The organism is Geovibrio sp. ADMFC3, assembly GCF_054687035.1.
Genome location: NZ_BAAFZG010000002.1, coordinates 1,841,539 through 1,859,947 on the forward strand (window position 1 = coordinate 1,841,539; position 18,409 = coordinate 1,859,947).

Here is an 18,409-nt window from a genome sequence, read left to right on the forward strand (position 1 = left end):
CACAATATACTGGGGGTTACTTAATGTCTAAAAAATGGGTGTATTTCTTCGGCAACGGAAAAGCCGAAGGCAAAGGAACCGACAAGGAGCTTCTCGGCGGAAAAGGAGCCGGACTTGCTGAGATGACAAATATCTCCATCCCTGTTCCTCCCGGCTTTACAATCACGACGGAAGCCTGCGTAGAATACTACTCGAATAATCAGCAGTATCCTGAAGGACTGTCAGACCAGATGCTTGAAGCAATGGGCAAACTTGAGGCTGCGGTGGGCAAAAAATTCGGAGACATCGGCTCTCCTCTGCTTGTTTCTGTGCGCTCAGGCGCAAGGGTGTCAATGCCCGGGATGATGGATACAGTTCTTAACCTTGGTCTTAATGACGAAACGGTTAAAGGGCTTGCCTCTTCATCCGGTAGTGAGCGTTTTGCCTATGACTCTTACAGAAGATTCATCCAGATGTTCGGCGATGTTGTTCTCGGCGTAAGCCACGGCAAGTTTGAGAGACTTCTCTCTGACATGAAAAAAGCTAAGAACGTTGACGAGGACACCAAGCTTGATGCGGAAGACCTGAAAAAGCTTGTTGAGCAGTATAAGGACGTTGTCTCAACTGAAACAGGAAGGAATTTCCCTCAGGAACCCAAAGAGCAGCTTAAGCTTGCGGTTAATGCCGTGTTTGAGTCATGGAACAACCAGAGAGCGAAAACCTACAGAAAAATCAACAAGATTCCTCATGAATGGGGAACAGGTGTGAATGTTCAGGCTATGGTATTCGGCAACATGGGTGATGACTGCGGAACAGGCGTTGCTTTCACAAGAAACCCATCAACCGGCGATAAGGAGTTCTTTGGCGAATTTCTTATAAATGCCCAGGGTGAGGATGTTGTTGCGGGAATCAGAACCCCTAACCCTATAATAGAGCTTAAAACCATTATGCCTGAAGCGTTTGACCAGCTTGAGAAAGTTTATCAGACCCTTGAAAAACATTATAAAGATGTTCAGGATATCGAATTTACAATAGAGAAAAACAAGCTGTACATGCTCCAGACACGTTCAGGAAAACGTACAGCCAAAGCCGCCGTTAAGATAGCCTATGACATGTTCAAGGAAGGTCTTATCGATAAGAAAACTGCGGTTCTCCGTGTGGCTCCCCAGCAGGTTGACCAGCTTCTCCACCCGATGATTGATCCCAAATCATCCTATGACTCTGTGGCGAAGGGGCTTCCCGCTTCACCCGGTGCTGCGGTGGGTAAGGCTGTTTTCACCGCTGAAGAGGCTGAAAGCTGGGCGCAGAGAGGTGAGGCTGTTATCCTTGTGAGAAAGGAAACTTCTCCCGAAGATATAGGCGGAATGCACGCTGCTCAGGGTATCCTTACCGCAACAGGCGGTATGACAAGCCACGCTGCTGTTGTGGCAAGAGGCATGGGCAAATGCTGCGTTGCAGGCTGCGGCGCAATCAACATTGACGATAAAGGCAGAAAATTCACTGTGGGCGGTCATCTTATTAAAGAAGGCGACTACATCACAATCAACGGAACTACAGGTGAAGTCATTCTCGGTCAGATCGAGCTTATCGAACCTTCGCTTTCCGGCGAGTTCGCAGAAATACTCAAATGGGCGGATGAATTCCGTACACTCGGCGTGAGAACCAACGCTGATACTCCCCACGATGCACAGGTTGCCCGTGATTTCGGAGCGGAAGGTATAGGCCTCTGCCGTACAGAACACATGTTTTTCGACGGTGACAGGATCGATGCAGTGCGTGAGATGATTCTCGCCTCCGATGTTGACGGACGCAAGAAGGCTCTTGAAAAAGTTAAGCCGTACCAGAAGGAAGACTTTGAAGGTCTCTTCAAAACCATGGAAGGGCTTCCTGTTACAATCAGGCTTCTTGACCCGCCACTTCATGAGTTTATCCCTCACACTGACGAGGATGTGGAAAAAGTCTCCAAGGCATCAGGCATAGCCTTTGATGCTCTTAAGAGAAAGGCGCAGGAACTTCATGAGTTCAACCCCATGCTCGGACACAGGGGCTGCCGTCTTGCAATTACGTTCCCTGAAATATACGAGATGCAGGCATACGCCATATTCGAGGCTGCATGCAAACTTAAAAAAGAGGGAGTGAACGTAATACCCGAAGTAATGATACCCCTTGTGGGACACTATAAAGAACTTGAAGAACTGAGAGAGCTTGTGGAAAACGTGGCTGCCGAAGTCATGGAGAAAACAGGCGTTAAGGTTGACTACCTCGTGGGAACAATGATAGAGCTTCCCAGAGCCGCTCTCACAGCGGACGAAGTTGCGGCGCATGCTCAGTTCTTCTCTTTCGGAACAAATGACCTTACCCAGACAACTCTCGGCATCAGCCGTGACGATGCTGGCAAATTCCTTCCTCAGTATGTGGAAAAGGGTATTTTCAAAGAAGATCCTTTCGTATCCATCGACCAGTCAGGCGTTGGAATGCTTGTGGAAATGGGTGTAACTAAGGGACGTTCCGTAAGGAAGGACCTTAAAACCGGAATATGCGGTGAACATGGCGGTGACCCCGATTCAATAGCTTTCTGCCAGAAAGCAGGGCTTAACTATGTAAGCTGCTCTCCCTACAGAGTTCCTGTGGCGAGACTTGCTGCCGCTCACGCTGCTCTTAAGGGCTGATAACAAATTTACAGGGGGCTTTATGCCCCCTTTTCAATTAAATTCTCTATTATGATTCAGGTCGTGCTTTATGACTCCGGATGCTAACTTTATCCGCCTTCTTGAGAACTCTCTCAGTATCAGTATTGTTTCCTGCACTGTATTTTTTGACGCTAAAACTTTTGTTATGAAAGGAAGCGCAGTTTCCGGAGACCATACCCTTGAGGTAAAAGGAGAAGGCTTTGCCTGTATTCTTTTTTATAAAGGAAACTGCAGGGCGGAGAAAGCCAAGGGCATTATAGCCGATGCCGTTAACCTTTACTGCCGGAGCATAAAAGAAGAATTCCCTGCCGAGTGTGCCAGAAGAGCGGATCTTCTGGGCAGTATAGTCAGCGGGGAAAGCATAGATAATGTACTGAACGAACTCGCAAGAATGATTGTTGCCACCCCTGTTTTTGACTGTGTCGGTATTTTTCTGCTTAATGAGATTTTGCTTGAGCTTCGGGGGCTTGTCTACGCAAGCAGGAGCGAGAGCAAGAAGGGAAAGAAAGCACGCTTTCGCAGCAGAAAGATAAGATTCAGTAAAAAAAGCCCCCTTTCGGATGTTATGTATTTCGGCAGATGCAAAATGATTGACCTTGACGAAATAGACGACTGGAAGAGCATGCGTGACTGCCTCAAGGGCGAATCATATGCCTGCCCTCTTATCGGAATGGACGGTAAGGCGGTCGGGGTTGTAGTTGCCACAGGCGGAAAATACTCCGGTAAAGCAGAAGCAACACTCCAGTTTTATTCTAATTTATGCTCCATAGCGATCAGCAACGCTAATATGCGGGGGGAGCTTATACGCCTCAAAACTTACGAGGAAGACTTTGAAAAGGTAGACTACGTATCTAAGGATCTTGTAAAAATGGGAATGCTTGCGGCTACCGTGGCGCATGAGCTTAAAAACCCTCTGGTTGCCATAGGCGGTTTCGCAAAAAGGCTCGCCGCCTTTGGTTCTGATCCCCGTATGGATAACTATATCACAATGATCCAGTCGGAAGTGTCGAGGCTTGAAGACCTCGTGACGGAGATTCTGGATTACTCCAAAAATGTTGACCTCAGAATAGAAAAGATTAATCTTGATAAAGTAGTTAATGAAACTTTGAAGCTTCTTTCAGAAAATATCAGTATTGGAATGATACATGTAAGCAAGTCCATAGACCCTGAAGTTACTGTCTATGCAGACAGAAACAGATTTATTCAGGTGTTGATAAATGTTATCATAAATGCTATTCAGGTAATGCCGAGCGGCGGCGACTTAAAAATAAGTGCTGAAGAAAGTTCGGAAACGATTATACTTTATATAAAAGATACGGGGGGCGGTGTCCCTGACGGTGAGATGGAGAAGATTTTTGAACCTTTCCACTCCAGTAAGCAGGAAGGCACCGGGCTTGGGCTATCACTCTCCAAAAAAATTATGACAGCTCACGGCGGAGAGATAACCGTCTCAAATGACAGTTCAGGTGCGGTTTTTTCCCTTATTCTGCCGAAAACCGGAGGATTAGATGACTAAAAAAATACTGCTTGTGGATGATGACAAGGGTATTATTCAATACTACAGCGAACTGCTTGAAAGTAACGGATATGAGGTCCAGGTTGCGATGGACGGTGAACAGGCGCTTATTGCTCTCAGTGCGGGGCTGCCTGATTTGGTTTTGTTGGATGTTAACATGCCCGGAAAAAGCGGGCTGGATATACTCAAAGAGGTAAAGGAAGCAAACGAGAAACTTCCAGTGTTCCTTCTGACTGCCTATGAGCAGTATAAAAGAAACTTTTCCTCACTCTACGCTGATGAATACCTGACTAAGGCAAAAAAGCCGGAAGTGATTCTTAAAAAAGTAAGTGATTACATATAAATGTAAAAAGCCGCCCGGCGCAGGGCGGCTTTTTTCGTGTAAGGGGTAACACGGAAGATTATGTCTTCATTGTATAGAAACAAGACAGAGATCCCCTTAAAAGATTCATTAATTTTTCTATTTAAACTCTCCGATAGGAAGAATATTTTTTCCATATATTTCGCTCAGTATCTGTGCCGCTCCGGTGTAAACAGCAGATAGTCCGCAGATTACTCCTACAAAGCCTGCTGCCGTTTTAAGCGCTGCACTCTCCAGCATATCTGCTGCTCCGAGCATAAAGAAAAGAAGGGTAAGGAGAAAAAACACAACGGTAAGCGCACGGCTTATCCGGAATGTTCCTATAAAAAGTATAAGCGTAAAAAATCCCCAGAAGAACAGGAAGGATGAAAGAGCGTTTGCATCCGGCGCTTCTCCAAGCCCGAATTTAGGGAATGTGAGGATTCCCACCAGTGTTATCCAGAAGAATCCGTAAGAAATGAATGCTACTGTACCAAAGGTATTTTTCTTTTTCCACTCCATCATTCCGGCAATGATCTGCGCTGCACCGCCGTAGAAAAGTCCCATGGCGATTATCATGCTGCCCAGCCCGAAAAGACCGATGTTGTGGAGATTCAGCAGAATTGTTGTGAGTCCGAATCCCATGAGTCCGAGGGGGGCGGGGTTTGCTGTGTTGTCTTTGATGGCTGTTTCTGCCTGAACCAGTGCTGATATGGCGCGCTCCCTGACAAAGGAGCGCAGTGCAATTAATGCCATATCCGCATATTTTGCGGAACCATGCTCAAGGATGATTCCGCCATCACCGGTAACGCTGAACCCTGCGACATTATTGCCATGCAGATCTGTGACCGTGCCTTTTCCAAGGCGAATATTCACAGTCCATCCGGCGAAATCAAGGGGTCCGGTTTCCAGTCTGGTGTAGTCCATAATATTACTCGAAGGCTCCCAGGGGAAGAACTTCACGTCCGTATATTTCGTTAAGGATCTGTGCTGCGCCTGTGTAAACAGCAAGAGCGCCACAGACTATGCCTTCATATCCGGCAATGGTTTTAATAGTGGGGTTTCCTGTCATATCGCCTACAGCGAGGAGAAAGAAAAGAACAGTGAGTGAGCCGAAAATGGCGATCATTGCGTAGTTCATTTTAAAAGTTCCGAGGAAGAGGATAAGGGTGAAGAATCCCCAGAAGAAAAGGAAAGCTGCCATAGCAGTTGCATCCGGAGCTTCAGCAAAGCCGAACTTGGGGAAAACTATGAGCCCTACAAGTGTTATCCAGAAAAAACCATATGATGTGAAGGCAACAGTGCCGAAAGTGTTTTTCTTTTTCCATTCCATGATTCCGGCAATTATCTGAGCTATACCGCCGTAGAAAATACCCATAGAAAGAATCATACTTCCCAATCCGAAGAGTCCGATGTTGTGAAGGTTGAGAAGGATTGTGGTGAGTCCGAATCCCATGAGTCCGAGAGGAGCGGGATTTGCAGTGGTGTCTTTGATTACTGTTTCGGCGAAGGTAGCAGCCTCGCTTACTTTTTTGCTCACCGCATCAGCGGGTGAGATCTGCTTGGTCAATTCCTGTTTTGCCATAGTGAACCTCCATTCTATAATTAAGACATTAAATCCGACCGATTTAATAAGTTATGAACAATGAATTATTATTTTTTCTGTGTATATAGTATATGAAAACACAGCGCAATAGCAAATTTCAGCGATATAAAGGGCTATGCGTACATATTGTATATTTATAACTATGTTCTTTATAAATAAAATTACCATAAGTTACTATTATTTTTGTTAAATATTTTAACATAATTTATTATTAATTTAAAATTAACAAAACTGGTGTAAATTATAATATAAATAATGTTCTAAAAAATTAATGTTGAAAACAGGCGTTCAGAGGCTTGATACGTTTTTGATATTTGTTGTCGTATTATGAAATAAGTTTATTAAAAATGAATAACAGATATGAACCGTTTCAGTATGCTTTTAGATTATAAATCAGTTATATAATAAGTTATAAATAGAGAGAAAGACGGTTAAAAGAGTGTGAAAAGACAGGATGGCTCAGAGTCTGGAATTTATTCGGTAGATTTCGGCGAGGAGCTGTGCAACGGTTTTATACATGTTTTCAGGGATTTCTTCATGGATATCCAGCGTTGCCAGAACTTCCACAAGGTCTTTGTCTTCTTTTATCTGGATATCATGCTCTTTTGCCTTTTCAATGATTTTTTCCGCTACGATACCTGCACCCTTGGCGAGAAGACGGGGCGCTTTGTCCTTGGCAGGGTCATAACCGATTGCGGCGGCTTTTTTACGGAAGAGCTTTCCTTCCTTCATCGAAAACGGCCTCCAGAGAGTCTTCGTATGCTTTGATTATTATATCGGACACTCCCGCAGTTTGCAGGTGTGAAAAACTCAGTGCGCCGCCTGAATGCATAGTGAAGACGCCGTTAAGTATCATGGCAATTTTGAAGAGCCTGTCAGTTTCTGCATCCATCACAGGAAGGAGTCTGGACGGACGGCAGGTGACTTCCTGCGGAACTTCATTAAGAAAGTGTACAAAGAAAAATGAGCCGAAGCCGGTCACGCAGGCTTTATGGGTGTATCTGGCTACAGACTTTTTCAGTCTCTCTCTGATGGTGTTTCCTTGGGCATTGAGCGTTTCGTAGTCAGCATTTTTAAGTGTTGAAAGGGTGTTGAAACCTGCGTTCATTGTTACGGGAGATGCGGAGAATGTGCCGCCGCCCACAACGATTTTTTTCTCGGTTATTGTCTGCATTATCTCTTTTTTTCCGCCGTATGCGCCGATTGCAAGTCCGCCGCCGATTATTTTTCCCATGGTAAACATATCAGGAGTAACGCCTATGAGCGGGGAAATGCTGCCGAAACGGAAGCGGAAGCCCGTTATGACTTCATCAAAAATCAGTACAGTTCCGGTACGGTCGCAGAAATCACGGAGAAGCTGAAGGTATTCTTTCTTAGCAGGTATTCCGCCGCCTGCTCCGATCACCGGCTCTATTATTACAGCGGCTGCATTGTCGCCTATTTTTTCAAGGACGTCTGCGGTTGCTTCCATATTGTTAAATGGGAGAGAGATAGTTCCTCCCTTTCCGGTAAGTCTGTTGAAAGGGGGCTTTATGTCATATGAAAGTTCGGAGTTGGCGCCGTGCCATCCTCCTTCGATCTTGACTACAAGTTCCCGTCCGGTGTGAGCCTTTGCCGTGCGTACGGCGTACATTGTGGCTTCAGTGCCGGAGGTGCAGAAACGCATGAGTTCCATTTCCGGAACTGCGCTTTTTATAAGGCATGCAAGTTTTATCTGCTGTTCGTTCAGTGTGCCAGTGTGGGTGCCGTTTTCCGCTGCTTCACGGAGTGCAGCGGCTGTTTCAGGGCTTGCGTGCCCCAGTATATTGCCGTAGTGACCGCACCATAGGTCAAGTAGAGTTACGCCGTCTATTGTCTGGAGATATGCTCCCTCCGCACTGTCTGTTACAAAGGGGAAGGGATCAAATCTTCTTATGTCGTGGCAGACTCCTCCGGGGAAAAGCCCGCAGGCTTTTGCGTATTCCGCTGCGGAGAGGGGAAAGGTCTCTTTGTATCTGTCAAAGAGACTCATCGCTTTCTTCCGCCATTCTGGCAAAATATTTTGCATTGAATGCCCCCTGCGCCTTTGCAACGTTGCAGAAGGACACGAACACCTCTTTTGATACTGCCGTAACTGTGGATATGCCGTCTTTTATTTCCTGAAGTTCCGGTTTTACATAGCTGTAGTCCAGAACTTTTTTTGCAGGCAGAACCCATTTCTTGTTTCTGCCGTACAGGCGGAAATAAGCCCTCTGGTTCGGTGCGCAGGGAATAAAGGGAGGAAGGTTGGGGTTGCGGGGCATGTCAGCCACGACCAGACCTATGGCATTGTTTCTCAGGTCGTCTATCTGTTTTTCTCTGTGCCATCCCCTTGGGAGTTCAGCGAAGAAAGGAAGTTCTGAAAAGCTGTCTCTGAGCCGGAGTATCCTTTCGAGATTTTCTTTGGACGGCTTGAATGTATGGTGAAAATCAGCAAGCCAGCATTTTACTCTGCCTGTATCAAGAAGAGGCTTTATGCCTTCTTTAAACTCACGTACCTTGACTCTGTCCAGTCTTTCCTTAAGGAAATCCTTAAACAGACGCACGGAGTAGTGAAGGCTGTCTCCGCCGTTTTCTGCTATTCTTTCTGTTGTCTCAACTGTGGGTATTGCATAAAAAGGGTATGTTATCTCAACAAAATTCAGCCCGAAGCTGTTTGCGTAATAGTCGAGGAACTGCTCGTTTTTAAGATGCTGGGGATAAAGTGTTCCGACCCAGTCGTCATGTTTGTATCCGCTTGTTCCTATATATATAGGTGTGCCGTCCAGTAGCAATTTTGACCTCGTAAAAATATTTTTATATACCCATAGTATATTCTTGGAATTTTGCGCCCCCCTTTTCAGCCCGGAGGCGCATTCATTGCAAGGTATTGCTTTTTAGCCTGCTAGGCAAGGGAAATGTTGCCGCCGAAGCAGTGCGTTCATATTAATATTCCGATTAATTTTCTGATCCCTTTAAAAAATGTTGACTTTTCTCCATCGTTTTGATAAAAGCTTGTTTCCTGTAACAGAGCGCTCATAGCTCAACAGGATAGAGCAACGGACTTCTAATCCGTAGGTTGGAGGTTCGAGTCCTCCTGAGCGCGTTGAGTAAGAACGGATAATATGGTGGGTGTAGCTCAGTTGGTAGAGTACAGGATTGTGATTCCTGTTGTCGCGGGTTCGATCCCCGTCACTCACCCTTATTCGCCCTTGCGAGTGTGGCGGAATGGTAGACGCGCTTGACTTAGGATCAAGTGCCTTTGGCGTGGGGGTTCAAGTCCCTCCACTCGCACTTGTGTCTGAATCAAGCCGAATATAGATTTTGTAAGCGGGTGTAGCTCAGTTGGTAGAGCGCAACCTTGCCAAGGTTGAGGTCGCCGGTTCGAGCCCGGTCACCCGCTTTTCCCACGCTTTTCAAATCTCAGCGCAGCAGTAGTCCGTATAGCTCACAGACAATTTTTTTTGGATTCTTACAAAGCCGGGGGAACCCCTTAGGCTTTGTTTTGTCATTTTATATAAAAGCTTAAAATTAAATATAAAAGATATCCCATCCGTTTATCTAAGGAGAAGTCAATGAAAGTTGAAGTAAAAGACGCTGAAAAGTCCCAGAAGGAGCTTTCTGTAGAGCTTGCTGTGGAAAAATTCGATCAGGTTTTTGAATCCGAATATAAAAAGGTTGCTCAGAAAGCCAAGGTTGCAGGCTTCAGACAGGGCAAGGCTCCCAAAGACAAAATCCTCAAAGAACACGGACACGCAATCAGAGTTCAGGCTCTTGAAAAACTCATAAACGAATCTGTTTTTGAAGCAATCCAGAAAGAAGATATCAAAGCCCTTGGCGCTCCCGAAATCAAAGATGTTAAGTTTGAAGACGGTGAGCCTATCTCATATAAAGCATTCGTAGATGTTTTCCCCACAATAGATGTTACAAAGCTTGAAGGCTTCGACTTCGTTAAGGAGAAAATCATCGTTAAAGAGGATGATGTTGAGCAGGTTATCGAAAACATCAGAAAAAATCAGGTAAGCTATGAGCCTGTTGAAGACAGAGCAGTTCAGGAAGGCGATATGACCGTTATCGACTTTGAAGGGCGTAAAGACGGCGAAGTTATCCCCTCTGCCACGGCGCAGAACTACTCCCTTGAAATAGGCTCCGGCGCATTCATCCCCGGATTTGAGGCTCAGGTTGTGGGCATGAAAACCGGCGAACAGAAAGACATCGAAGTTACTTTCCCCGAACAGTACCACGAACCCAGCCTTGCCGGTCAGCCTGTCACTTTCGGCATTACTATGAAAGAAATCAAGGCAAAGGTTCTTCCCGAACTTGATGATGAATTCGCTAAGGATGTTGATGAAAAATTCGAGAGCTTCGCTGATCTCAAAGAAACAATTAAAACTGAACTTGAGGAAAGCTCAGAGCGTCAGGCGGATGACAAACTCCTCAATGACATTATAGAAAAAATCATCGAGGAAAACTCCTTTGATGTTCCTGCTGCAATGGTAAGGGAACAGGCTTTCAGGCTTGCAGACCAGACTCTTCAGCAGTATATGTCCTACGGAATGGACCCTGCACGTTTCGGCATCACTAAAGAAAAAATAGCCGAACAGCACACGGCAACAGCCGAAAAACAGGTTAAAGGCGCTCTTATCATTAACCACATTACTGAGAAATTTGAACTCACTGTGACAGATGAAGACGTTGCAAAAACAATCGAAAAATATGCCGCAATGAGCAAAATGACTGCTGAGGAATACAAGGCGGAAGTTGAAAAACATAACGGCATGAATTCTCTTAGAAATTCCATAAACACTGATAAAGTTACAGCCTTCCTTGCCGGCAAAAATAATGTTACAATTAAAGAAGTAACAAAAGAAGAAGTTGAGGCAAGACTTAAAGCTGAACAGGAGAAAGCCGAAGAGCCTGCCTCCGGAGAATAATTATGAAGGAAACAAACGCTTACGTCCCCTTTGTCATTGAACAGACAGGCAGAGGGGAACGCTCTTACGACATATACTCAAGACTCCTGAAAGACAGAATTGTCTTTCTCGGTACGCCTATTGACGATAATGTGGCAAACCTTATCATCGCCCAGCTTCTCTTCCTTGAGGCTGAAGACCCTGAGAAGGACATATTCCTCTATATCAACAGCCCCGGCGGTGTAATTACCAGCGGACTTGCGATTATGGATACCATGAACTATATAAAACCTGCTGTATCCACCATATGTCTGGGACAGGCGGCAAGCATGGGTGCTGTACTCCTCGCATGCGGAGCAAAAGGCAAAAGATTTGCCGTTCCCAACGCAAGGATTATGATTCACCAGCCCCTCGGCGGTTTTCAGGGACAGGCAACGGATATTGAAATTCACGCCCGCGAAGTGGGACGCATGAAGAAGCTTCTTAACGAAATCCTCTCCGAGCGTTCCGGTAAAAGCATACAGGAACTTGAGAAGGACTCCGACCGTGACTTTTTCATGAGCAGTGATGAGGCTAAAGAATATGGTCTCATTGACGATGTTATTGTGAAAAGGGGCTGATTTTAGTCTTATATAAAATATAAGGTTGAAATTTGCCCGCAGGCAGGTATTTTGATCAAAATGCGGCACGGCTGTTATAAACCGTGCCTCTTTCCGTATGTAGCAATGCCTGCGGAAGACGCCTTTTACGGGAGCGTACTTTTATGAAAAAAAATAAAGAAACACTCAACTGCTCTTTCTGCGGCAAAAGTCAGGAAGAGGTCAAAAAACTCATCGCAGGTCCTGAAGTCTATATCTGCAATGAATGCATAGAACTCTGCAACGAAATCTTAAGCGAAGACAACTTTGAGGAACAGGGAACAAAAGACCTGAACCTGCTTACTCCCAGAGAACTCAGCAAAAAGCTGGATGACTATGTTATCGGTCAGCTTCAGGCTAAAAAGGTTCTCAGCGTTGCTGTTCACAACCACTACAAACGAATTCTCCACGGCAGCAAGACTGATGTTGAGCTTGAAAAGAGCAACATTCTTCTTCTTGGTCCCACAGGAACCGGCAAGACCCTTCTCGCCAGAACCCTTGCGAAGATACTTAATGTTCCCTTCGCCATAGCAGACGCCACCACTCTTACGGAAGCAGGCTACGTGGGTGAGGATGTGGAAAATGTTGTCCTTAAGCTTCTTCAGAATGCTGACTATGATGTTGAGCGTGCCCAGAAGGGTATTATCTTCATCGACGAGATAGACAAAATCTCCAAAAAGACAGACAGTCCTTCCATAACAAGAGATGTAAGCGGTGAAGGTGTTCAGCAGGCACTGCTTAAAATTATCGAAGGCACAACTGCAAATGTTCCCCCGCAGGGCGGACGCAAACACCCGAATCAGGAATATATTCAGGTGGATACATCAAACATTCTCTTCATATGCGGTGGTGCTTTTGAAGGCATCGAGGACATAGTTAAAAGAAGAATGGGCGAGAAAACCCTCGGTTTCAGCTCTAAAATAGACGAAACAAGGGAAATGAAACGCTATGAACTGCTCAAGAACGTACGCCCCGAAGACCTCGGCAAGTATGGTCTCATACCTGAGTTCATAGGCAGGCTTCCTGTTACTGCGGCGCTGGAAGACCTCAACGAAGACGCTCTTATCCGCATACTTGTGGAGCCTAAAAACTCCCTTATCCGTCAGTATAAAGAGATGTTCGAGTTTGACGGTGTCAAGCTTGAGTTCACCAACTCCGCCCTTAAAGCCGTTGCAAAACAGGCTCTTTCCAGAAAGACAGGGGCAAGGGGTCTGCGTTCAATCCTTGAGGAAGCTATGATGGACATCATGTATGAAGTTCCCTCCCTCAAAAATGTGAAAGAATGTGTGGTGAATGAAGATGTCATCGCAGGCAAAGCAAAACCGATAATCATCTATGAAAATCAGAAGGAGACGGCTTAAGCCGTCTCTTTTTTCTTTTTAATCCTCCATACAGGTGTAATACGTGAGCATAAGTGAGCAATACGCCCTTATCCCTCTGAGGGATATGGTCATCTATCCCGGTATGATTACCCCCGTCTTCCTCGGCAGGAAAAAATCGGTCGAGGCTGTTGATATAGCCGAATCCACTGACAGACGCATATTCTTTACACTCCAGAAAGACCTTTCTATAAATGAACCCGTATGGGAAGACCTCAACGAAATCGGCACAATAGCAAAGGTGCTTCAGGTTCTTAAGCTTCCTGACGGATCCATCAAAATTCTGGTCGAGGGGCTCACCAGAGGAAAGGTTGAGAAGTTCTTTGACGAACCGGAATGCCTCTATGCAGATGTCCGCCCCATTGTCGAGCATGAAGAGTACGAAAACACCGGAGCTATGACGGCAGGGCTTCAGAAAGCGTTTAACGAATATGCAGAGCTCTCAGGCAAGGTTGATCCGGGTATTCGTGAAAATATCAAAAACATGAACGATCTTGAAACCCTCACTTGGATGATAGCCGGAAGCGTGCATGTCAAAAATGAGGTTCATCAGGAAATTCTTGAGATAAATAACCTTACAGAGCGTGTGGAAAGGGTTATGGAAGCTCTTTTTACCGAAATTGAGCTGATACGCATTGATGAAAAAATAAAGAAAAAAGTCAAAACCCAGATGGCAAAAGCCCAGAGAGAATATTATTTGGGTGAACAGATAAAGGCTATTAACAAAGAACTGGGACGTGATGAAGACCCCAAAGCCGAGGCGGATGAGCTTGAGGCGAAGATAAAAGACTGTGACATGCCGGACGAGGTGCGGGAAAAGGCTATGAAGGAGCTTAAAAAGTTCCGCAGCATGCCCGCTATGAGTTCTGAAACAACTGTTTCCAGAAACTATCTCGACTGGCTGATCAGCATGCCTTGGGGCAAGGTTACAGATGACAACCTTGACATCACCAGAGCAGAAGACATCCTCAACCGTGATCATTTCGGTCTGGAAAAACCCAAGGAGCGCATCCTTGAATACCTTGCGGTGCGTTCGCTTTCCAAAAAGCTGAAAGGACCGATAATCTGTTTTGCAGGCCCTCCCGGAGTGGGTAAAACATCCCTCGCACGCTCAATAGCCGAATCAATGGGCAGAAAGTTTGTCCGCATGAGCCTTGGCGGAATGAGAGATGAAGCAGAGATAAGGGGGCATAGAAGAACCTATGTCGGCGCTCTGCCCGGAAAGATCATACAGTCAATTAAGAAATCCGGCAGTATGAATCCTGTTTTCCTGCTGGATGAGATAGACAAGCTCGGCTCTGACTACAGAGGCGATCCTTCAAGTGCTCTCCTTGAGACACTTGATCCCGAACAGAATTCCACCTTTATGGATCACTATATGGAAGTGGAGTTTGACCTCTCCAAAGTGCTGTTTATCACAACCGCCAACAGTGTTGAAAGCATTCCTGCTCCCCTTCTGGACAGGATGGAGATAATCAGCCTTGCAGGGTACACTGAGAAGGAAAAATTCAGCATAGCAAAAAACTTCCTTATACCTAAACAGCTTGAGGAACACAGCCTTGATGCCGGACAGGTGAAGATAGCCGATTCCGCAGTTACGGAGATTATCAGAAGCTACACCCGTGAAGCAGGGGTTCGTACCCTTGAGAGGGAGATAGCATCTTCCATCCGCAAGGCGGCGAGGATACTTGTTCAGAATAAGAAAAGAAAGACAGTTAAGATAGACGCAGCAGAGATTGAAAAAATGCTCGGCAAGAAGAGATTCCGCCATGAACAGCTGCGTGAAGACAGGGACAAGGGAATTGCCACCGGACTTGCGTGGACACCTTACGGGGGCGATATACTTCAGATAGAGGTATCTGTCTTCCCCGGCGGCGGGAAGCTTGAGCTCACAGGCAAGCTAGGCGAAGTGATGAGCGAGTCAGCCAGAACTGCCCTGTCTGTGGTGAAGAGCAGGGCGGATAAGTTCGGAATACCCGCTTATATGTTCAAAGACAATGACATACACCTTCATGTGCCGGAAGGCGCAGTGCCGAAGGACGGACCATCCGCAGGGATAACCATGACAACTGCACTTATGTCCGCTTTGTCGGGGCTTGATGTAAACTGCCGCATAGCCATGACCGGAGAGATAACCCTTCGAGGCAGGGTTCTTCCCGTTGGCGGAATAAAAGAGAAAGTTCTTGCAGCTCACAGAGCAGGGGTGAAGGAGATCATCCTTCCATCCGCTAATGAAAAGGACTTGACAGATATTCCGGCTGATGTTAAAAACGAAACTCGGTTCCATCTTGTCGATAATATTGATCAGGTGCTTGAAACCGTAATTATCAAATAAAAAGGATGTGATTACTTTGGCTACTAACGCAGCAGTTAGGGTTGAGGGCGATAACGTTGATTACGCACTCAAACTTCTGAAGAAGAAAGTAGAGCGTGAAGGTCTTATCAGAGAGATCAAAAAACACACCTACTACGAGAAACCTACGGAAGTCCGCAGGAAGAAACTTCTCAAAGCCAGAAGGAAGCAGCAGAAGCTTCAGAGAAAGCTTCAGGAAAAGTATAAGTACTATTAAAGTTTCCGTTGTAGAACGGTCTTTATACCTAAGGCGGCGCATTGAATGTGCCGCCTTTGCTTTTTAATCAATTCATATAGTCTTTTTTTCTTTATCAACGATCAATTTTCTCACAGACATGGTATGATCTAATTATTGCTATTTGGTTAGCAAATAACGGAGGCATTTATGAGGAAATTATCAATAACTCTATTTGTTCTTCTGACATTATTAGTTTTTGGCTGCACGGGCGACGACGGAAGTGACGGCGCTCAGGGTATAACAGGTATTCAGGGATCCGCAGGACCGCAAGGTGAACAGGGACCGGCAGGTCCGCAGGGTGAACAGGGAATACAGGGGGTCGCAGGAGTGCAGGGCCCACAGGGTCCGCAGGGTACTGCAGGTGCTGACGGCTCAGATGGTGCGACATATGTTCTGGCCGCTCCGGCTTATTCAAGCGGTGCGAGTGTGACTGTGAGTTCCAATGTTGTGTTTAATACTGTTTCGTACTCATCCGGAAATATAAGCTATAACCCTGTTACAGGTGTTGTGACTTTTAATGAGACAAACAGATATCTAGTTCACTGGAATGTATCCACTGACGGGCTTATCGGAGCAATAAACACTGCAACAGCAGATGTGGGCTTTACTCTCAGTTCATCCCAGGGGGACTCTCATCCTGTTGTAAGTCTCTTGAGTACAGGGCAAATAAGCGGGTTTGGAATAATCGATGTTTTCGCAGCCCCTGTGACTCTGTCACTCATCAATGATTCCAGCAATGATGTTCAGTTTGCGGATGTTTCTCCTAATGCTAATATGATGATAAACAGCGCAGACGGAACAATAGCTCTGAGTATTTCAAGAAACTGATATAACGGCTGATGCAGCTCATCACCGCATCAGTCATATTTATTACTAATGTCCTTTAGTGCGGAACTCCATATATTCTTCGTACATACATATCACAACGCTCTTGTGTGAATCGGCTGCACATGCCGCAGGATCATAGTCATAACCTGTGGTTGTCTCGCCGTAGAACATTCTGAATGTGTGGTCGCCTTTGAAATAGGTGTAAACATGTCCCCATTTGCCTGCGAAATCGGAACCGTTTATTGATGAAGGTGTTTTGAGAAGGTACACTGCTTTGTCTGTGGAAGCTTTGAACGGGTCATGTTCGCTAACGGCAGCTATTACAGTTTTTCCCGCATCCAGCGCCCCTGCGAATGTGCCGTAACCATCCAAAGTAACGGCGCCGTCACTGCTTATGTTCAGAGTGCCGGAAACTGTAACAGGATTATCCCCTGTTTCTGTTCCGGTAAAGGTGAAACTATTACCGGTTATTGTTATAGTGCCTTTAAGCTGCCAGTTATAGTCCGTACTCATTGAGAACAGAGACCATGCTCCTGTCAGATCAGCCAGATTATATGATGTGCCCAGCCTGACATCAAGCCCGCCAATATATCCGTTTTCATAACCGGAGAAGGGCAAGACGCTTTTTCCGCTGCTGTCCATGACTGAATAGTAGTGTTCAAGCTCTTGAGAAGTGAACACAATGGAGAAATCTTCATGGAATTCAAGACTGTAAATCGGTGTTTCTCCTGTTATTCTGTCTGGAACAGTGGTGGAGGCAGTTTGACCTTGCTCATTTATTACAGTGTATCCGCTCACAAGCGCAGGTCCGCCGCCGGTTGATTTGATGCCTGCTGTAAACCATTCGCCATCGAAGTCGCTTATGGAATAGATCGAGTTTCCGCTGCCTTCATCGCTGCTGTCTGAAGAGCTGCTTCCGCCGCAGCCGAAAAGTAATGATGTCAGCAGGATTATAAATAAAATTCTGAAGAGTTTCATAGCACACCTCTATTAGATATATAAATAATTCTAGCAGAGATGTTTATAGAACGTATGTGAATAATTGCATTAGCTGAATAAAAGTTTAGCTTTTAAATAAAAAGCTGGATAATAAAAGGCGTCAGGGTTGTGAGCAGAACACCCTGCACAAAGCCGATGAGAGCGGCACGCCGTCCGGCGAACTTCTCTATAACAGGCAGAGTCACGTCCATAGTGGTTGCGCCGCCCGGCGCTATTGCTGCGTACTGACCAAAGTATTTGGCTATAAACGGAACACTTACAAGCGTCAGACTCTCTCTTATTACGTTGGATAAAAAAGCGATTGCGCCCAGTTCGGCGCTTTTTACCTTGGCTAAAATAACAGCAGAGAAAGAATACCAGCCGAAGCCTGATGCCACCGCCATTGAATCCATAGCGGAAAGATCGATTACAAACGAGCATAGAAAACCGCCGGCTATTGTGCCCACTATTGTTCCTGCGGGAACAATAATCAGATACCTGTCCGGCTTGAGGGTAGCTTTCAGCCCGGCTCGGGAAGTACCCAGATCGAAGCCGATGAGGAACAGCATAAGGTAGAGCATAGCCTCAACAAGTATGCCGTTGTTATTCACAAGCACATCAGGAAGCAGACCGTTGAACGATAGAAAAGCCCCTGCGAACACGGAGGCAATAAGCATTATCAGCATTCTTTTTTTCCGAATAAACGAACAAATATCAACACAAAAACCACACTGAAAACTATTACAAATACAGATATCAGAAAGGATGTAAGTCCGAAATCCGCCAGTTTTTCAAGGATATGCGGGTCTTTACCAAGATTAACGCCCATAAAAAACAATAAACCCACCAAACTGAATGTGAAAAGATGCCTCCGAAGCTGCCCAAGGTAGCCCTCCGGCAGAAAAAGAGACGGAATCAGCCCGGCGATAACAGCCAGAATGTAATACAACATAG

Annotated in this window: 17 protein-coding genes and 4 tRNA genes; 13 read left to right on the forward strand and 8 right to left on the reverse strand. The window is 45.8% G+C overall.

Annotated features, from left to right (window positions below):
• Positions 1-23: 23 nt before the first annotated feature.
• The 3 genes from ppdK to ACYRYY_RS09175 all read left to right on the forward strand — a co-directional run bounded on the left by ppdK (position 24) and on the right by ACYRYY_RS09175 (position 4,528).
• The gene (gene ppdK, locus ACYRYY_RS09165; RefSeq protein WP_460215300.1) at positions 24-2,648 is read left to right on the forward strand and encodes a pyruvate, phosphate dikinase; all 2,625 of its coding nucleotides are present in this window, start codon (positions 24-26) and stop codon (positions 2,646-2,648) included.
• A 70-nt stretch (positions 2,649-2,718) separates the two neighbouring features.
• Positions 2,719-4,185, forward strand: coding sequence for a two-component system sensor histidine kinase NtrB (locus ACYRYY_RS09170; RefSeq protein ID WP_460215301.1), 1,467 nt, complete (start codon positions 2,719-2,721; stop codon positions 4,183-4,185).
• Positions 4,178-4,528, forward strand: coding sequence for a response regulator (locus ACYRYY_RS09175; RefSeq protein WP_460215302.1), 351 nt, complete (start codon positions 4,178-4,180; stop codon positions 4,526-4,528). Before ACYRYY_RS09170 ends, ACYRYY_RS09175 begins: the two co-directional genes overlap by 8 nt.
• Positions 4,529-4,645: 117 nt before the next feature.
• On the opposite strand, the gene ACYRYY_RS09180 is transcribed toward ACYRYY_RS09175, so the two are convergent.
• The 5 genes from ACYRYY_RS09180 to ACYRYY_RS09200 form a co-directional block, all read right to left on the reverse strand.
• Positions 4,646-5,281 (reverse strand): acetate uptake transporter, encoded by a 636-nt coding sequence (locus ACYRYY_RS09180; RefSeq protein WP_460216482.1) that lies wholly within the window; start codon positions 5,279-5,281, stop codon positions 4,646-4,648.
• A 175-nt stretch (positions 5,282-5,456) separates the two neighbouring features.
• Positions 5,457-6,110, reverse strand: coding sequence for an acetate uptake transporter (locus tag ACYRYY_RS09185; protein WP_460215303.1), 654 nt, complete (start codon positions 6,108-6,110; stop codon positions 5,457-5,459).
• 480 nt (positions 6,111-6,590) lie between these two features.
• Positions 6,591-6,863: an EscU/YscU/HrcU family type III secretion system export apparatus switch protein gene (locus ACYRYY_RS09190; protein ID WP_460215304.1), complete on the reverse strand. Its 273-nt coding sequence runs from the start codon at positions 6,861-6,863 to the stop codon at positions 6,591-6,593.
• Positions 6,838-8,142, reverse strand: coding sequence for an aspartate aminotransferase family protein (locus ACYRYY_RS09195; RefSeq protein WP_460215305.1), 1,305 nt, complete (start codon positions 8,140-8,142; stop codon positions 6,838-6,840). The genes ACYRYY_RS09190 and ACYRYY_RS09195 overlap by 26 nt, the downstream gene beginning before the upstream one ends.
• Complete coding sequence (locus ACYRYY_RS09200) at positions 8,129-8,923, reverse strand: DUF72 domain-containing protein (protein WP_460215306.1); 795 nt, start codon at positions 8,921-8,923, stop codon at positions 8,129-8,131. The genes ACYRYY_RS09195 and ACYRYY_RS09200 overlap by 14 nt, the downstream gene beginning before the upstream one ends.
• Positions 8,924-9,160: 237 nt before the next feature.
• Here ACYRYY_RS09200 and ACYRYY_RS09205 point away from each other — a divergent pair.
• From ACYRYY_RS09205 to ACYRYY_RS09250, 10 genes are all read left to right on the forward strand, one after another.
• Positions 9,161-9,234, forward strand: a tRNA-Arg gene (locus tag ACYRYY_RS09205).
• A 22-nt stretch (positions 9,235-9,256) separates the two neighbouring features.
• Positions 9,257-9,329: transfer RNA gene (locus ACYRYY_RS09210), tRNA-His, on the forward strand.
• 13 nt (positions 9,330-9,342) lie between these two features.
• Positions 9,343-9,422 (forward strand) — tRNA-Leu (locus ACYRYY_RS09215).
• A 36-nt stretch (positions 9,423-9,458) separates the two neighbouring features.
• A tRNA-Gly gene (locus ACYRYY_RS09220) sits at positions 9,459-9,531 on the forward strand.
• Positions 9,532-9,703: 172 nt separating this feature from the next.
• Entirely contained in the window at positions 9,704-11,062 is a 1,359-nt protein-coding gene (tig, locus tag ACYRYY_RS09225) for a trigger factor (protein WP_460215307.1), read from the forward strand.
• A 2-nt stretch (positions 11,063-11,064) separates the two neighbouring features.
• Positions 11,065-11,661 carry an ATP-dependent Clp endopeptidase proteolytic subunit ClpP gene (gene clpP / locus ACYRYY_RS09230; RefSeq protein WP_460215308.1) on the forward strand — a complete coding sequence of 199 codons (597 nt, stop codon included), beginning with the start codon at positions 11,065-11,067 and terminating at the stop codon, positions 11,659-11,661.
• A 143-nt stretch (positions 11,662-11,804) separates the two neighbouring features.
• Positions 11,805-13,040 (forward strand): ATP-dependent Clp protease ATP-binding subunit ClpX, encoded by a 1,236-nt coding sequence (gene clpX / locus ACYRYY_RS09235; RefSeq protein ID WP_460215309.1) that lies wholly within the window; start codon positions 11,805-11,807, stop codon positions 13,038-13,040.
• A 43-nt stretch (positions 13,041-13,083) separates the two neighbouring features.
• The gene (gene lon, locus ACYRYY_RS09240) at positions 13,084-15,393 is read left to right on the forward strand and encodes an endopeptidase La (protein ID WP_460215310.1); all 2,310 of its coding nucleotides are present in this window, start codon (positions 13,084-13,086) and stop codon (positions 15,391-15,393) included.
• Positions 15,394-15,400: 7 nt separating this feature from the next.
• On the forward strand, positions 15,401-15,628 hold the full coding sequence (gene rpsU, locus ACYRYY_RS09245; protein ID WP_265820736.1) for a 30S ribosomal protein S21: 228 nt from the start codon (positions 15,401-15,403) through the stop codon (positions 15,626-15,628).
• Positions 15,629-15,796: 168 nt separating this feature from the next.
• The gene (locus ACYRYY_RS09250) at positions 15,797-16,477 is read left to right on the forward strand and encodes a hypothetical protein (protein ID WP_460215311.1); all 681 of its coding nucleotides are present in this window, start codon (positions 15,797-15,799) and stop codon (positions 16,475-16,477) included.
• A 45-nt stretch (positions 16,478-16,522) separates the two neighbouring features.
• On the opposite strand, the gene ACYRYY_RS09255 is transcribed toward ACYRYY_RS09250, so the two are convergent.
• The 3 genes from ACYRYY_RS09255 to ACYRYY_RS09265 form a co-directional block, all read right to left on the reverse strand.
• Complete coding sequence (locus tag ACYRYY_RS09255; protein ID WP_460215312.1) at positions 16,523-17,455, reverse strand: hypothetical protein; 933 nt, start codon at positions 17,453-17,455, stop codon at positions 16,523-16,525.
• 92 nt (positions 17,456-17,547) lie between these two features.
• Positions 17,548-18,141, reverse strand: a complete 594-nt coding sequence (locus tag ACYRYY_RS09260) for a LysO family transporter (protein ID WP_460215313.1) — start codon at positions 18,139-18,141, stop codon at positions 17,548-17,550.
• The gene (locus tag ACYRYY_RS09265; protein WP_460215314.1) at positions 18,135-18,407 is read right to left on the reverse strand and encodes a LysO family transporter; all 273 of its coding nucleotides are present in this window, start codon (positions 18,405-18,407) and stop codon (positions 18,135-18,137) included. The genes ACYRYY_RS09260 and ACYRYY_RS09265 overlap by 7 nt, the downstream gene beginning before the upstream one ends.
• Between the last annotated feature and the right edge of the window lie 2 nt (positions 18,408-18,409).

What these genes read in the sequence shown, in the direction of transcription:
- clpX (WP_460215309.1), top strand. Translation starts at nt 11,805, where the DNA reads ATGAAAAAAAATAAAGAAACACTCAACTGCTCTTTCTGCGGCAAAAGT.
- ACYRYY_RS09170 (WP_460215301.1), top strand. Translation starts at nt 2,719, where the DNA reads ATGACTCCGGATGCTAACTTTATCCGCCTTCTTGAGAACTCTCTCAGT.
- tig (WP_460215307.1), top strand. Translation starts at nt 9,704, where the DNA reads ATGAAAGTTGAAGTAAAAGACGCTGAAAAGTCCCAGAAGGAGCTTTCT.
- ppdK (WP_460215300.1), top strand. Translation starts at nt 24, where the DNA reads ATGTCTAAAAAATGGGTGTATTTCTTCGGCAACGGAAAAGCCGAAGGC.
- ACYRYY_RS09190 (WP_460215304.1), bottom strand. Translation starts at nt 6,863, where the DNA reads ATGAAGGAAGGAAAGCTCTTCCGTAAAAAAGCCGCCGCAATCGGTTAT.
- ACYRYY_RS09255 (WP_460215312.1), bottom strand. Translation starts at nt 17,455, where the DNA reads ATGAAACTCTTCAGAATTTTATTTATAATCCTGCTGACATCATTACTT.
- ACYRYY_RS09175 (WP_460215302.1), top strand. Translation starts at nt 4,178, where the DNA reads ATGACTAAAAAAATACTGCTTGTGGATGATGACAAGGGTATTATTCAA.
- ACYRYY_RS09260 (WP_460215313.1), bottom strand. Translation starts at nt 18,141, where the DNA reads ATGCTGATAATGCTTATTGCCTCCGTGTTCGCAGGGGCTTTTCTATCG.
- ACYRYY_RS09265 (WP_460215314.1), bottom strand. Translation starts at nt 18,407, where the DNA reads ATGTTGTATTACATTCTGGCTGTTATCGCCGGGCTGATTCCGTCTCTT.
- ACYRYY_RS09185 (WP_460215303.1), bottom strand. Translation starts at nt 6,110, where the DNA reads ATGGCAAAACAGGAATTGACCAAGCAGATCTCACCCGCTGATGCGGTG.
- ACYRYY_RS09195 (WP_460215305.1), bottom strand. Translation starts at nt 8,142, where the DNA reads ATGAGTCTCTTTGACAGATACAAAGAGACCTTTCCCCTCTCCGCAGCG.
- clpP (WP_460215308.1), top strand. Translation starts at nt 11,065, where the DNA reads ATGAAGGAAACAAACGCTTACGTCCCCTTTGTCATTGAACAGACAGGC.
- ACYRYY_RS09250 (WP_460215311.1), top strand. Translation starts at nt 15,797, where the DNA reads ATGAGGAAATTATCAATAACTCTATTTGTTCTTCTGACATTATTAGTT.
- ACYRYY_RS09180 (WP_460216482.1), bottom strand. Translation starts at nt 5,281, where the DNA reads ATGGCATTAATTGCACTGCGCTCCTTTGTCAGGGAGCGCGCCATATCA.